The organism is Streptomyces sp. NPDC048211, from assembly GCF_043202315.1.
In the GTDB taxonomy this organism is placed as follows: domain Bacteria; phylum Actinomycetota; class Actinomycetes; order Streptomycetales; family Streptomycetaceae; genus Streptomyces.
In genome coordinates this window covers 1,180,918-1,195,545 of the sequence record NZ_JBIDAD010000001.1, presented here as the reverse complement: position 1 = coordinate 1,195,545, position 14,628 = coordinate 1,180,918, and the positions used below count along the sequence as shown (strand labels likewise).

At 71.4% G+C, this 14,628-nt stretch carries 9 protein-coding genes; 1 reads left to right on the top strand and 8 read right to left on the bottom strand.

Annotated features, from left to right (window positions below):
• Positions 1–373: 373 nt before the first annotated feature.
• Both ACGFZA_RS05480 and ACGFZA_RS05475 read right to left on the bottom strand, forming a co-directional pair.
• Positions 374–1,084, bottom strand: a complete 711-nt coding sequence (locus ACGFZA_RS05480) for a hypothetical protein (protein ID WP_393677284.1) — start codon at positions 1,082–1,084, stop codon at positions 374–376.
• 177 nt (positions 1,085–1,261) lie between these two features.
• Positions 1,262–3,493: an MMPL family transporter gene (locus tag ACGFZA_RS05475; RefSeq protein WP_393677282.1), complete on the bottom strand. Its 2,232-nt coding sequence runs from the start codon at positions 3,491–3,493 to the stop codon at positions 1,262–1,264.
• A gap of 341 nt (positions 3,494–3,834) precedes the next feature.
• On the opposite strand from ACGFZA_RS05475, the gene ACGFZA_RS05470 reads away from it, so the two are divergent.
• Positions 3,835–5,748, top strand: a complete 1,914-nt coding sequence (locus ACGFZA_RS05470; RefSeq protein WP_385284137.1) for a protein kinase — start codon at positions 3,835–3,837, stop codon at positions 5,746–5,748.
• A gap of 97 nt (positions 5,749–5,845) precedes the next feature.
• Here the strand turns inward: ACGFZA_RS05470 and gatB are convergent, their stop codons facing one another.
• The 6 genes from gatB to ligA form a co-directional block, all read right to left on the bottom strand.
• The gene (gatB, locus tag ACGFZA_RS05465) at positions 5,846–7,354 is read right to left on the bottom strand and encodes an Asp-tRNA(Asn)/Glu-tRNA(Gln) amidotransferase subunit GatB (protein WP_393677279.1); all 1,509 of its coding nucleotides are present in this window, start codon (positions 7,352–7,354) and stop codon (positions 5,846–5,848) included.
• Between the two features lie 14 nt (positions 7,355–7,368).
• Complete coding sequence (locus ACGFZA_RS05460; RefSeq protein ID WP_148020961.1) at positions 7,369–7,611, bottom strand: hypothetical protein; 243 nt, start codon at positions 7,609–7,611, stop codon at positions 7,369–7,371.
• Positions 7,608–9,110, bottom strand: a complete 1,503-nt coding sequence (gene gatA / locus ACGFZA_RS05455) for an Asp-tRNA(Asn)/Glu-tRNA(Gln) amidotransferase subunit GatA (protein ID WP_385284142.1) — start codon at positions 9,108–9,110, stop codon at positions 7,608–7,610. The genes ACGFZA_RS05460 and gatA overlap by 4 nt, the downstream gene beginning before the upstream one ends.
• Positions 9,111–9,115: 5 nt before the next feature.
• Entirely contained in the window at positions 9,116–9,412 is a 297-nt protein-coding gene (gene gatC, locus ACGFZA_RS05450) for an Asp-tRNA(Asn)/Glu-tRNA(Gln) amidotransferase subunit GatC (protein WP_003966094.1), read from the bottom strand.
• 425 nt (positions 9,413–9,837) lie between these two features.
• Positions 9,838–12,012: a putative bifunctional diguanylate cyclase/phosphodiesterase gene (locus ACGFZA_RS05445; protein ID WP_393677275.1), complete on the bottom strand. Its 2,175-nt coding sequence runs from the start codon at positions 12,010–12,012 to the stop codon at positions 9,838–9,840.
• Positions 12,013–12,396: 384 nt separating this feature from the next.
• Positions 12,397–14,607, bottom strand: coding sequence for an NAD-dependent DNA ligase LigA (gene ligA, locus ACGFZA_RS05440; protein WP_385286537.1), 2,211 nt, complete (start codon positions 14,605–14,607; stop codon positions 12,397–12,399).
• Positions 14,608–14,628 lie beyond the last annotated feature (21 nt).

Sequence of the window (14,628 nt, the reverse complement as noted above, 5' to 3'; positions counted from 1 at the left end):
AGTTCCGCATCTGTGGCGGCAGGGGGCCTTAGGGAGGGGCTTACTCCGCCGCACGGGCCCGGCCGGGGCGCCCGCGCATGCCTTAGACCGCACCTCGGGGTGACGTACGGGAGGAACCGTGATCTCCACAGGCGGACAGAACCGGCTCGGGGCCGGGTCGCCGCAACGGCCTCCGCGGTCCGTCGTGCGGACGCCGAGGGTCAATACACCTAAGGGCTGTCCCGCAATTCCTGGCGGGCGCACGACGACAGCTACGGCACCTCGCCGCGTTGTCGAAACACCCGAATACATCCAGTATGCGGGCGCCTCTCCGCCTTGCGATGCACCGCATCTGACGCCGTGCGCTGATCCACCAGGAATTGCGGGACAGCCCTTAGCCCGCCGTCGCCGGGGCCGTCGGCAGGGCGACGATGAGGTCGAAGTACATGCACACGGCGATCAGCATACCCAGGACGGCGAGGGCGATTCCCCCCTTGGCGACCGCGCGGATCCAGCCAGGCTGCGGGTGCGCGGACGGGGCGCCGAACGCCGGACGGACCAGGACGTAGACGCCGACGAGCAGTGCGAGCAGGCCGAAGAGGCCGTTGACCAGGGCGGTGGCGTGCCACGCGTCGCCGTAGATCTCGGAGATCTGCTGTGCGGCGGACCCGCCGGACGAGGTCTTCATCTGCCCGATCAGCGTCTCGCGCTCGGCGGCTACCCGGCCGCTCCAGGCTCCGGTGAGCGAGACGACGCCCAGTCCGGCGGAGACGACGGCCGCGGCGGCGGTGGCGAGGCCGGAGGACTCCTTGTCCGACGCGTCGTCGTCCTCGTCCTTGAAGATGTCCGTATCCGGGCCGAGGTCCTGATCCTCGTCGAGATCCTGCTCCGCGTCGGCGCCGGACTCCGGGCCCGCCTTGTCGAGCCGCGTCGCCGTGCCGCTGGTCGCGGCGGTGTCGGTGGCGTCCTTCCCGGTGGTGCTCCCGGCCGTCGTGTCCGTGCCCGTGCCGGTGGTCTTGTCGAGGGTCGTCCGCGCGGTGGTCTTCGACCCGCCGTCGCCCTCGGCGACGGGAGCGGTGGGAGTAGGGGGAGTCGTGGGGTTCATCTGCCGCACGCTAGGTGCGGCAGATGAGAACCCTCTTAACGCACCGTCCGGGCTCGGCTCTCCCGCCCCGCCCCGGGCCCGCCGGGCCCGCCGTGGCGGCGCCCGCGCCGCCGGTCACCGAGTCGTGTGTCACACCGCAGGTCACGGTGATCCGGCGAGCACCGCGACCCGCTGCGCTCAGCGCACGCGCTCGACGGTCGCCGCGACGTCATCGCTCCCGGCCCCGTCCGCGTACTCCCCCGGGACCTCCGCGCGCGACGAACCGCAGTCGGGCGGCTCGATGCTGATGCGCGGCAGCCGCCGGTCCAGCCAGCCGGGCAGCCACCAGTTCGCCCCGCCCAGCAGGTGCATCAGGGCGGGGACCAGCAGGGTGCGCAGGACGAAGGCGTCCAGGGCAACGGCCGCGGCCAGCGCGATGCCGAACATCGCGATGACCCGGTCACCGCTGAGCACGAAGGCGAGGAAGACCGAGATCATGATCACGGCGGCCGAGTTGATCACCCGGCTGGTCTCGGCCAGGCCGACCCTGACCGCCCGCCGGTTGTCTCCGGTCTCCAGCCACTCCTCGTACATCCGGCCGACCAGAAACACCTGGTAGTCCATCGAGAGGCCGAAGAGCACGGACACCATGATCACCGGCAGGAAGGGTTCGATCGGCCCCGCACTGCCCAGACCCAGCAGTTCGCTGCCCCAGCCCCACTGGAAGACGGCGACGACGACGCCGAACGAGGAGGCCACCGCCGCCACGTTCATCACCGCCGCCTTCAACGGGATGCCGACCGAGCGGAAGGCCATCAGCAGGAGCAGACAGCCGAGGCCGACGACGACGCCGATGAAGAGCGGGAGTTTGCCGATGATGATCTGGGCGAAGTCGTCGTAGCTGGCCGTCACACCGCCCACATGGGCCTGGAGCGAGGTGTTCTCGGACGCCTTCGGCAGGACGTCGGTCCGCAGCCGGTCCACGAGCTCGCTGGTCTGCCGGGACTGCGGTGCCGAGTCCGGGACGACGGTGACGTACGCGGTGTCGCCGCTGGAGTTGTACGTCACCGGGTAGGCCCGGTCGACCCCGTCGGTGGCGCGCAGTGTGGCAGGCAGGGAGTCCATCGCGAGCCGGTCGTCGGCGCCGTCCAGGTGTGCGGCGACGGTCAGCGGGCCGTTGACGCCGGGGCCGAATCCGCTCGCCAGCAGGTCGTACGCCTGCCGGGTGGTGGAGGACTTCGCGTTGTTGCCCTGGTCGGAACTGCCCAGGTGGAGCGAGAACGTGGGAAGCGCGAGGACCAGCATCACGACGGCGGCGAGGCCGCCGAGCAGCTTGGGGTGCCGCTCCACGAAGGCGGACCAGCGGGCCGCGAAGCCGGTGGGCAGTTCCGGCTGCGGGCCGTGCTCGGCCAGCCGTCCGCGCTCGCGCCGGCTCAGCGCGCGCATGCCGATGAGCGACAGGAGCGCGGGCAGCAGCGTCACGGATGCCGCCACGGTCAGCACGACGGTGAGCGACGCCGCGATGGCGACACCGTTGAGGAAGCTCAGCCGCAGGATCAGCATGCCGAGGAGGGCGATACAGACGGTGGCCCCGGCGAAGACGACCGCCCGGCCCGTCGTCGCGACCGCGTGCTGCGCCGCGTCGGTGACGGTCATGCCGCGCCGCAGCCCTCTGCGGTGCCGGGTGACGATGAAGAGGGCGTAGTCGATGCCGACGCCGAGCCCCACCAGCATGCCCAGCATGGGCGCGAAGTCGGCGACGGTCATCACGTGTCCGAGCAGCACGATGCCCGCGTACGCCGTGCCGACCGAGACGAGGGCGGTGGCGATGGGCAGCAGGCTGGCGGCGAGCGAGCCGAAGGCGAGGAAGAGGACGACGGCGGCGACGGCCACCCCGACGGCCTCGCTGAGATGGGCGGCCGGTGCCTCGGTGAGGGCTATGGCGGAGCCGCCCAGCTCCACCTGGAGGTGCTCGCCCGCGGCGGCCTTCGCGGTGTCGACGACGGCCCGGGCCTGCCCGGCCGGCACGTCGTCCGCCTGCCGGTCGAAGGTGACGGTGGCGTAGGCGGTGTGCCCGTCGGGGCTGATCCGGCCGGATCCGGGGTCCGTGTAGGGCCCTTCGACGGCCCCGACGCCCGGCAGCCGTTCGACGGCGTGCAGGGTGGCGGTCATCTTCTGGGTGACGTCCGCCGCCCGCACGGTGGAGTCGTCGGTGTGCCAGACGATGGTGCCGGTGTCACCGCCGAGATCCGTGAAGCCGTTCTTCAGCAGCTCGGCCGCCCGCCCGGACTCGGTGCCCGGCGCCTCGTAGTCGTTGGAGTAGGCGGAACCCGCGAACACCGCCGCGGCCGCCGTGCCGCCGAGGGCGAGCAGCCAGATGAGGACGGCGAGGAGGCGGTGCGTGACGCACCAGCGGGCGATGGCAGCCAAGGGACGTGCTCCCTGCGGGTTCGTGGCCTCGACGCGGGTCCGGCAGAGCCGTCCGCGTGAGAACGCATGACCTGAGTGCCGTCACTCTGACAGCCAACTGAGATCATTTGCCCGTTTCGTGGCATTACTCACAGGGCCCGGATCCACATATGAGCGACACCGGCACCGCCGTACGGCGGGGGCGCACACCCGGCGCGGCAGCAGCCGCACCGCCCTCGCGGGTGGACGCCCTTCCGGCCGGAAGCCGCCCGCGCGGGAAGCCGGACCTTGTCTCCGTTGACCGGGGCCGCACCGACCCGGCAATCTTATGAGCCGTCAATTACCGTCCTCTGGGGGCCCAGTTGAACAGTGCGACGCACCACATCGGACCGGATGCGTCTCCGGACAGATACCGTCTGCTCAATTCCATCGGCCGGGGTGGCGAAGCCGTCCTCTACCGGGCGGAGATAGAGCTGGACGGGGCACCCGAGACCGTGGTCGTGAAGGTCCTGGACTCGAAGACCACGATCACCATCGAGCAGTTCCAACGGCTCAGCGCGAAGTGGCAGGAGCAGGCGGAGCTCCTGCGGTTCGTGAACCGTCCCGGTGTCGTCGGCGTGCGCGAGCACTTCGAAGGGCCGCCGATCCACAGCCGCGGCGACGCCTCGACCGCTGCCGGACGCGCCCTGGTCCTGGTCATGAACCATGTGGACGGCCTCGACCTGCGGGACTGGCGCGCCGAGCGGACCCTCTCCAGCCACGCCGAGCGCCGGGAGGTGCTGCGGACGCTCGAACAGCTCGCGGACGTGCTGGACTGGCTGCACTCGGGCCGGGCGACTCCGTCCGGGCGCACCGTCGTCCACGGCGACCTGTCCCCCGGCAACGTGATGGTCGACGAGCACGGTCAGGCCACGCTCGTCGACTTCGGGCTGAGCAAGCTGACCGCGGACCACCAGACGGCCGAGGTCTGGTTCACGCCCGGCTACGCCGCCCCCGAGGTCTTCGAGGGCAAGCGGACGCCGAACACGGACCGGTACGCCTTCGGCGCGATCGCCTACTTCCTGCTCAGCGGCCAGGCCCCGCCCAGCACCCCCGAGCAGCTGCGTGCCGCGCTGCGCGCGCTCCCGCAGGTGGCCGCCGCGGCTCCGGAGCGCTGCGAGCGCATCCTGTCCGTCTGCGCGGCCGAACCCGACAAGCGGCCGGAAAGCCTGTCCGCGTGGGTGAAGGACGTGCGCTCGGCCGTGGTGTCGACCACGACGACCGGCTCCTCGGCGCGCGACGCGGTACCGGGGGCAGGGGCAGCCGGGGAGTCCGTGCGGGACACACCGCCGGCGGTCGCCCCCGCCCTCATACCTCCGCCGCCGCTGCTCCCCCCGCCGGGAGGCCCGGTCGCCACTCCCCCTCCGGCACCCTCCACGCCGCCGCCCACGGCGCCGGACAGCCCCCGGTCCGTCTTCCCGCCGCCGATCACGGCCTCGTCGGACCCGGGTGTGTCACCGCCCTCGACGGTGAATCCCGGCACCGCGACGGCGGCCTTCGCCTCCGCCACGCCCTTCCAGGATCCGGACCCCGCCCCCCAGTCCCCGCAGGCGTCCCCGCCGCCGAAGAAGAAGCGCAGGCTGTTGCGGATCGCGCTCCCCGTGGCGGCCGTGGTGCTCTTCGCCGCACTGGGCGCATGGGGCGTACAGGCCCTGAACGGCGACAAGGACGACGAAGGGGCGGGTACCGGTGGGGCGAGCACGCAGTCGTCTCCCGCGTCGACCCCGGAGGTGACCGAGGAGGAAACCCCCGGCACCGAATCGGACACCCCTGTCGCGGAGCCGGGCGCCGAGGGCGACGACACGGCCTCCGCGTCCCCGGAGCTGACGGACCCCGGATCCGTGGAGGACGCCTCGCAGATCTCCCTGACGACGCTGAACACGGTGGCCGAGCCCGCGGCGTTCGAGGTGGGTTCCGCGAAGATCAACACGCAGTTGCACAATGACGCCTTCGTGGCCACGCCGGACTGCGACGTGGAGCCGTACATGGAGTTCAACCTCGACCGGGCGTGGACGACCTTCGATCTGACCGCAGGCATCGACGACGACTCCACCTACGAATCGGGACGGCTGACCATCAAGGTCGACGACAAGACGCTGTGGGTCGGCACCCTGCAGCTGGGCATACCGCAGAAGCTGTCACTGAAGGTGGACAACGGGCTGCGCCTGCGGATCCACATCGACTCGAACTGCGACGGCGCGATCCTCGCCCTCGGCACCCCGCTGCTGAAGCGCTGACGGTCCGGCGACGGCCTGGGGCCGGGCAACGGACAAGGGGCGGTGCACCGGTCTCCCAACCGGTGCACCGCCCCTTGCCGGACGTACGACGAAGGACTCAGCCCTCGACGCCGAGCTTCTCCAGGATCAGCTCGCGCACCCGGGCCGCGTCCGCCTGGCCACGGGTGGCCTTCATGACGGCGCCCACGAGCGCACCTGCGGCCGCGACCTTGCCGCCACGGATCTTGTCCGCGATGGCGGCGTTGCCCGCGATGGCCTCGTCCACGGCCGTGGACAGCGCGCCCTCGTCGGAGACGACCTTCAGGCCGCGCTTCTCGACGACGGTGTCCGGGTCGCCCTCGCCCGCGAGGACGCCCTCAAGGACCTGGCGGGCCAGCTTGTCGTTGAGATCGCCGGAGGCGACGAGCTCGGCGACCCTGGCGACCTGCGCCGGGGTGACACCCAGCTCGTCGAGACCGCGGCCGGTCTCGTTGGCGTTACGGGCGAGCTCGCCCATCCACCACTTGCGGGCCTGGTCCGACGGAGCGCCCGCCTCGGTCGTGGCGACGATCAGATCGACCGCGCCCGCGTTGAGGATGGACTGCATGTCGTGCTCGGAGACACCCCACTCCTCCTTGAGCCGGGCGCGGCGCAGCCGCGGCAGCTCGGGAAGCCCCTTGCGGAGCTCCTCGACCCACTCCCGGGCCGGAGCGACCGGCACCAGGTCGGGCTCGGGGAAGTAGCGGTAGTCCTCGGCGTTGTCCTTGATGCGGCCGGCCGTGGTGGAGCCGTCCTCCTCGTGGAAGTGCCGGGTCTCCTGCACGATCGCGCCGCCCGAGTTCAGCACCGCGGCGTGGCGCTGGATCTCGAAGCGCGCGGCCCGCTCGACGGAACGCAGCGAGTTCACGTTCTTCGTCTCGGAGCGGGTACCGAACGCCTCGCGGCCGTGCGGGCGCAGCGACAGGTTCACGTCGCAGCGCATCTGGCCCATCTCCATGCGGGCCTCCGAGACGCCGAGCGCCTTGATGAGCTCGCGGAGCTCGGCGACGTACGCCTTGGCGACCTCCGGGGCGCGTGCGCCCGCACCCTCGATCGGCTTGGTGACGATCTCGATGAGCGGGATGCCCGCGCGGTTGTAGTCGAGCAGGGAGTGGGACGCGCCGTGGATGCGGCCGGTGGCACCGCCGACGTGCGTCGACTTGCCGGTGTCCTCCTCCATGTGGGCGCGCTCGATCTGCACCCGGAAGATCTCCCCGTCCTCCAGCTGGACGTCCAGATAACCGTCGAAGGCGATCGGCTCGTCGTACTGCGAGGTCTGGAAGTTCTTCGGCATGTCCGGATAGAAGTAGTTCTTCCGGGCGAAGCGGCACCACTCGGCGATCTCGCAGTTCAGCGCGAGGCCGATCTTGATGGCGGACTCGACGCCGATCTCGTTCACGACCGGCAGCGCGCCGGGCAGCCCGAGACAGACCGGACAGGTCTGCGAGTTGGCGTCCTGCTTGAGCTCGGTGGAGCAGCCGCAGAACATCTTGGTCTTGGTGCCGAGCTCGACATGGACTTCGAGGCCCATGACGGGGTCGTACGTCGCGAGGGCGTCCTCGTACGACTCCAGGTCAATGACAGTCACTGAAACTTTCCCTCTCAGCCCAGCAGGACGTCGTCGTCGCCGAGACGCTTGAGCTCGCGGTAGAGGATCGCGAGTCCGGTCACGATCGCGGCGGCGGATACGGCGGCGTCGATCAGCCGCAGTGTGTCGTTGTCCTGGCGGGCCATCTTCACCTGCTTGAACACGCTGAGCGCGCCGAAGGCGGTCGTACCCATGGATACGTACGCGCCGGTCTTGGACTTCTTGAAGTTCTTGGCCTTCTTAGCCATTGCGCTCATAGCGACGGAGCCTCCTCAAGCAGCGGGTGTCCCCACTTTTCCACGAAAGCGGCCTCGACGGCGGCTCCGACCTTGTACAGCCGGTCGTCCTTCATGGCGGGGGCGATGATCTGCAGCCCGACCGGGAGACCGTCCTCCGGCGCCAGGCCGCAGGGAAGCGACATGGCGGCGTTGCCGGCCAGGTTGGTCGGAATGGTGCACAGGTCCGCGAGGTACATCGCCATCGGGTCGTCGGCACGCTCGCCGATCGGGAAGGCGGTGGTGGGCGTCGTCGGGGAGACGATGACGTCGACCTGCTCGAAGGCCTTCTCGAAGTCCCGCGTGATCAGCGTGCGGACCTTCTGCGCCGAGCCGTAGTACGCGTCGTAGTAGCCGGAGCTCAGCGCGTACGTACCGAGGATGATGCGGCGCTTGACCTCGTCGCCGAAGCCGGCCTCGCGGGTGAGCGCGGTGACGTCCTCGGCGGACCTCGTGCCGTCGTCGCCGACCCGCAGGCCGTAGCGCATGGCGTCGAAGCGGGCGAGGTTCGAGGAACACTCGGACGGCGCGATGAGGTAGTACGCCGAAAGGCCGAGGTCGAAGGACGGGCAGTCCAGCTCGACGACCGTGGCGCCGAGCGACTTCAGCAGCTCGACCGACTCGTTGAAGCGCTGGACGACACCGGCCTGGTAGCCCTCACCGGAGAACTGCTTCACGACACCGACGCGCATGCCCTGTACGGAGCCGTTGCGCGCGGCCTCGACGACCGGCGGGACCGGGGCGTCGATGGAGGTCGAGTCGAGCGGGTCGTGCCCGGCGATGGCCTCGTGCAGCAGCGCCGCGTCCAGGACCGTACGGGCGCAGGGCCCGCCCTGGTCGAGGGAGGAGGAGAAGGCCACCATGCCGTAGCGGGAGACGCCGCCGTAGGTGGGCTTGACGCCGACGGTACCGGTGACGGCGGCGGGCTGGCGGATGGAGCCGCCGGTGTCCGTGCCGATGGCGAGCGGGGCCTCGAACGACGCGAGGGCCGCCGAGGAGCCGCCGCCGGAGCCGCCCGGGATGCGGGTGAGGTCCCACGGGTTGCCGGTCGGACCGTAGGCGCTGTTCTCGGTGGAGGAGCCCATGGCGAACTCGTCCATGTTGGTCTTGCCGAGGATGACGACGTCGGCGGCCTTCAGCCGCTTGGTGACGGTCGCGTCGTACGGCGGGACCCAGCCTTCGAGGATCTTCGAGCCGACGGTGGTCGGCATGTCCTCGGTGGTGAAGATGTCCTTCAGCGCGAGCGGGACGCCGGCCAGCGGGCCCAGCTTCTCGCCGGCCGCCTTCTTGGCGTCGACGGCGCGGGCCTGCGCGAGCGCGCCCTCGCGGTCGACGTGCAGGAAGGCGTGGACCTTCTCGTCGATGGCCTCGATCCGGGCCAGGTGGGCCTCGGTGACCTCGACGGCCGTGAGCTCGCCCGAGGCGATCTTCGCGGCGATCTCGGCGGCGGTGAGCTTGATGATGGTGCTGATGTCCGTCATGGCTTTTAGTCCTCCCCCAGGATCTGCGGCACCTTGAAACGCTGCTGCTCCTGGGCCGGGGCGCCGGAGAGCGCCTGCGCGGGGGTGAGCGACGGACGGACCTCGTCCGCCCGCATGACGTTGGTCAGCGGCAGCGGGTGGGAGGTCGGCGGTACGTCTTGGTCGGCGACCTCGGAGACGCGGGCGACCGCGCCGATGATGTCGTCGAGCTGACCGGCGAAGTGATCGAGCTCTTCGCCCTTCAGCTCCAGACGTGCCAGCCGGGCGAGGTGGGCGACCTCCTCGCGCGTGATGCCAGGCATGCAGCGATCCTCAGGGGTTGGTGTGTGGTTTTGGCCGGGGACCGGCGGCACGCTTCCGCCGCCCGTCCCAAGGACAGATTGCGCGGCGTCCGGTGCGTGCGATCGCAAGGCGCCGGAGCGCCCTCGTGGCGGGACCACGTGGGCGTTTCGGCGACGCGGCGAGCGTGCGTGCCAGGCGTCGCGCGGCAGGTGGAAATATGCCGCCGGCCCCCAATCCTATGGGGTCGCCCGCACCGGCTACGGCCACCCGGGGAACACCCGCTCGGCGAAGCGGCCGCGGGACGGAGTCCGGGACCGCCCGGCACGCGGTGACGAGGCGGCCGCCGAGCGCCCATCGAGCCCGTCCACCGCTCGCGGACTCAGCGGCCGCCGGGCGCCCCCGGCCGCCTCCGCAGCCCGCGCCCCGAACCCCCCGCCACCTCGCGCTACGTCGTCGCGGGCCGCGAGTCGACCGCCCGCCCGGACGGCCGCTGCTCCAGCTCGGCCGGCGCCGTCGCGGCGGCCACACCCGCTGCCGCGGCGGCCGCCGCGGCAGCGGCTGCCAGCTCCGCCGGCCGCCGCCATCCGTGCTCGCCGCGCGCCCGCAGCCACGCCGTCGTCTCCTGGGGCGGCATCGCGGCCGCCACCAGCCATCCCTGCACCGCGTCGCAGCCCAGGTCCCGCAGCCGCTCCCATGTCTCGTCGTCCTCGACACCCTCGGCGACGACCACCAGACCGAGCGAGTGGGCAAGGTCGATCGTGCAGCGGACGATCTCCGCGTCCTCGTGGTCGATGGCGAGCCGGGCCACGAACGACCGGTCGATCTTGAGCTCGCTGACCGGCAGCCGGCGCAGATGGACCAGCGAGGAGTAGCCCGTGCCGAAGTCGTCCAGGGACATCTTCACGCCGTGTCCGGTCAGTCCCGCGAGGGTGTCCGCGGCCCGCTGCGGGTCCTCCAGCAGCACGTGTTCCGTTATCTCCAGCTGGAGGGCGCCGGCCGGGACGCCGTGGCGGGCCAGCCGGGCCGCGACACCGCCCGCGAACCCCGGGGTGTGCACGTCGCGCGGGGACACGTTGACCGCGACCGGGACGAAGAGGCCCTGCGCCCGCCACCGGGCGACCTGGGCCAGCGCGGTCTCCAGGACGTACTCCGTGAGGTGGGGCATCAGCCCGGACGACTCGGCTATGGCGATGAACTCGTCCGGGGGGACCCGCCCCCGCTCCGGATGCACCCAGCGGACCAGCGCCTCCAGGCCGGCCACCTGGCCGTCGAACCGGACCTTCGGCTGGTAGTGCAGTTCCACCTCACCGGCGTCCAGCGCGCGCCGCAGATCACCGAGGAGGCCGAGCCGGTCCGGGGTGTTGCTGTCCCGCTTGGACTCGTAGACCTCCACACCCGTCCGGTCGCGCTTGGCCTGGTACATCGCCACGTCAGCACGCCGGAGCAGCCCTTCCGCGTCCAGCGCGTGGTCGGGGTAGACGGCGACTCCGGCGCTGGCCTCCAGCACGAGCGTGAGTCCGTCGAGGTCGAGCGGCGAGGAGAGCTCGGCGACGAGATGGCGGGCGACCCGCTGGGCGCTGGTGGTGGAGTCCGCGGTCGGCAGCAGGACGGCGAACTCGTCGCCTCCGAGCCTGGCGGCCTCCGCACCGCGCGGCAGGGCGAGCCGCAGCCGGTCCGCTATCTGCAGCAGCAGCCGGTCCCCGGCGAGGTGGCCGAGGGTGTCGTTGACCGCACGGAAGCGGTCCAGGTCGATCAGGACGAGGCCGACCCGGCTGCCGAGGCTCTCGGCCTCCTCCAGCGCCGTCCAGGTCCGCTCCAGCAGCCACTGTCTGTTCGGCAGTCCGGTCAGCGGGTCCCGCAGCTGCTCCTCCGCCCTGGCACGGGCGATCCAGAGCGTGGAGTCGAGGGCGATCAGGGGGACCGCGAAGAGGGGCAGCAGGACGGGCATGGCCATCGCGACGACACAGATGAGCGGTGCGATGCCGAGGAGGGCGACGGCGACGAGCCCCTGCCGCAGCAGCGCGGTACGGGCGACCGTCGGCAGTCCGCCGCTCTGCGGGGACCGGGCGTACCACAGCAGGACCCGGGTGACGAGAAGATAGGTGGAGGCCGCGAGCAGGACTTCCGGCACCGCGTCGATGCCCCAGTCGAGTGGCTGCCAGGGCGATTCGACACTCTGCACCTCGCCGAACGCGGCAAGGACCAGCGCCGCCGCGCCGACGCCCAGGATGTCCACCGCTCCGTGCAGCAGCCCCTGCCACCAGCGGTGGCGTCGGGCCACACCGACGAGGACGACCACGACCAGGCTGACCAGGCCCGCGGGCACCCAGCCGTAGAGGAGCAGCACGGCGAGGGTGAGGGCCGCGCCGGAACCGGTGCCGCCCCACCAGCGGTCGCGGCCGAGCGCGACCAGATGGCCGACGACTATCCCGGTGAGCACGGCGAGCGACCAGCCGGCGCGCCCGTCCGGGAAGAGGGCGTGCCCCCTGCTCACCGTCCGGTAGAAACCGGTCGCGAGCTGGACGGTGGCGACGGCCACGACGACGGCACCCACTTTGGGCATGGGGCCGACGAAACCTTGCAGCCGCGACACCGGTGCGGCGTTCTCGGTCGGTTTCATTCCGTCCCTCTCACAGCCGGCGGTGCCGATGTCACCTGATGATCCGTTCCGTGCCACCACGCCGCGATTCCGCCCAGTGGCCGGGCACCGCGGGCGCATCTCCCAACAGTAGGCCGCAGAAGGCTCCCAGGGGCAGCGGTCTACAGCTCTTGCTCGAATGCGAACCGACCATCCGTCAGTATCTGGTATGCGCCGATCGGGTGAATCCGACGGTGCGTCACACCCCTCTCACCCTCCGGCGCCGCCGCCGTCCGCCACGCGTCGAAACCTCCGGGGTGACCGCCCGGCCCGGCGGACCGCCTGCTCCACGGTGGCTGTCCGCTCCCTGCTGCTCCGCGGGTGCCCACCGCTCCACGACTGCTCCTCGGCTGCCGTCCGCTCCGCCTACTGCTCCCCGACCGGAACCGCGGCATCGCGTGCCGCGTCGGGCCCCTGGTCGAGCAGCACCGCGAAGCCGTCCTCGTCCAGCACGGGCACCTTCAGCTGCATCGCCTTGTCGTACTTCGACCCGGGGTTGTCGCCGACCACCACGAAGGACGTCTTCTTCGAGACGGAACCGGTGACCTTCGCCCCGCGGCTCTGGAGGGCGTCCTTCGCCCCGTCCCTGGTGTGCCCGGTCAGGGTGCCGGTGACCACGACGGTGAGACCTTCGAGCGGCCTCGGCCCCTCCTCCTCACCGGCGCCCTCGTCCTCCATACGGACCCCGGCCTCGCGCCATTTGCGCAGGATCTCGCGGTGCCAGTCCTCGGCGAACCACTGCTTGACCGACGCGGCGATGATCGGCCCGACCCCGTCGGCGTCGGACAGCTCCTGCTCGGTGGCCTCGTCGATCCGGTCGATGGACCGGAACTGCCGGGCCAGCTCCTGGGCGGCGACCGGTCCGACATGGCGGATGGAGAGCCCGGTGAGGATCCGGGCCAGCGGTGCTTCCTTCGCCGCGGCGATGGCGTCCAGCATGCCGAGGGCGTTCTTCTTCGGCTCGCCCTGCTGGTTGGCGAAGACCGTCGCGATCTTCTCCTCACCGGTCTTCGGGTCCCGCTTGGGCAGCCCGCTGTCCATGTCGAGGACGTAGGCACGGATGGGCAGGAGCTGCTCGACGGTCAGTCCGAACAGGTCGCCCTCGTCCCGCAGCGGCGGTTCGGCGGGCTCCAGCGGCCGGGTCAGGGCTGCGGCGGCGACGTATCCGAAGTGGTCGATGTCCAGGCACTTGCGGCCCGCCAGATAGGCGACCCGCTCCCGCAGCTGCGCGGGGCAGGAGCGGGCGTTGGGGCAGCGGACGTCGATGTCGGCCTCCTTCATCGGCCGCAGCTCCGTCCCGCACTCGGGGCAGTGGGTGGGCATGACGAAGGCACGCTCGGTGCCGTCGCGGAGGTCGGCGACCGGGCCGAGGATCTCCGGGATCACGTCGCCGGCCTTGCGGAGCACGACCGTGTCGCCGATCAGGACGCCCTTGGCGCGGACCACGTTCTGGTTGTGCAGGGTCGCGAACTCGACCTCGGAGCCCGCCACCTCGACCGGTTCGACCTGGGCGTACGGGGTGACGCGGCCGGTGCGGCCGACGCCGACGCGGATGTTGACCAGCTTGGTGTTGACCTCCTCCGGCGCGTACTTCCAGGCGATGGCCCAGCGCGGTGCGCGGGAGGTGGAGCCGAGCCGTCCCTGGAGCGGGATCTCGTCGAGCTTGACGACGACTCCGTCGATCTCGTGCTCCACGGAGTGCCGGTGCTCGCCGAAGTACGCGATGAACTCCCGCACCCCGGCGAGGGAGTCCACCACCTTGTTGTACTTGGCGGTGGGCAGACCCCACTCGTGGAGCAGCTCGTAGGCGTGCGAGAGGCAGTCGATGTCGAAGCCCTCGCGGGCGCCGATGCCGTGGACCACCATGTGCAGGGGCCGGGTGGCGGTGACCTTGGGATCCTTCTGGCGCAGCGAACCGGCCGCCGCGTTGCGCGGGTTGGCGAAGGGTTTGTCCTCCGCCTCCACCAGGCGGGCGTTCAGCTCCTCGAAGGCGTCCATCGGGAAGAAGACCTCGCCGCGGACCTCGACGAGCGCCGGGATCCGGTCGCCCTTCAGCCGGTGCGGGATCTCCGCGATCGTACGGACGTTGGGCGTGATGTCCTCGCCGGTGCGGCCGTCGCCCCGGGTCGCGGCCCGGGTCAGCAGCCCGTGCTCGTAGGTCAGGTTGACCGCGAGTCCGTCGATCTTGAGCTCGCACAGGTAGTGATAGCCGGTCGCGCCCACGTCCCGGGCGATCCGCTCGCCCCAGGCGGCGAGCTCCTCGTCGTCGAAGGCGTTGTCCAGCGACAGCATCCGCTCGCGGTGCTCGACGGAGGTGAACTGCGTCCGGTACGGCCCCGCGACCTTCTGGGTCGGCGAGTCGGGTGTGCGCAGCTGCGGGTGCTCGTCCTCCAGGGCCTCCAGCTCACGCATCAGCCGGTCGAACTCCGCGTCGCTGACGACCGGCTGGTCGTTCACGTAATAGCGGAAGCGGTGCTCCTCGACCTGCTCGGCAAGGAGCGCGTGCCGCTCCCGCGCCGGGGCCGGCACGGCCGTCTCCTGTTCGCCCGGCAGTGGCGTCTGCTGTTCGCCGGCCATCGTCCCGTCCTCCCGTTGCCC

Excerpts from the sequence above, each read along its gene's own strand:
- ACGFZA_RS05480 (WP_393677284.1), bottom strand. The coding sequence starts at position 1,084 with ATGAACCCCACGACTCCCCCTACTCCCACCGCTCCCGTCGCCGAGGGC.
- ACGFZA_RS05460 (WP_148020961.1), bottom strand. The coding sequence starts at position 7,611 with ATGAGCGCAATGGCTAAGAAGGCCAAGAACTTCAAGAAGTCCAAGACC.
- gatA (WP_385284142.1), bottom strand. The coding sequence starts at position 9,110 with ATGACGGACATCAGCACCATCATCAAGCTCACCGCCGCCGAGATCGCC.
- gatC (WP_003966094.1), bottom strand. The coding sequence starts at position 9,412 with ATGCCTGGCATCACGCGCGAGGAGGTCGCCCACCTCGCCCGGCTGGCA.
- ACGFZA_RS05445 (WP_393677275.1), bottom strand. The coding sequence starts at position 12,012 with ATGAAACCGACCGAGAACGCCGCACCGGTGTCGCGGCTGCAAGGTTTC.
- ligA (WP_385286537.1), bottom strand. The coding sequence starts at position 14,607 with ATGGCCGGCGAACAGCAGACGCCACTGCCGGGCGAACAGGAGACGGCC.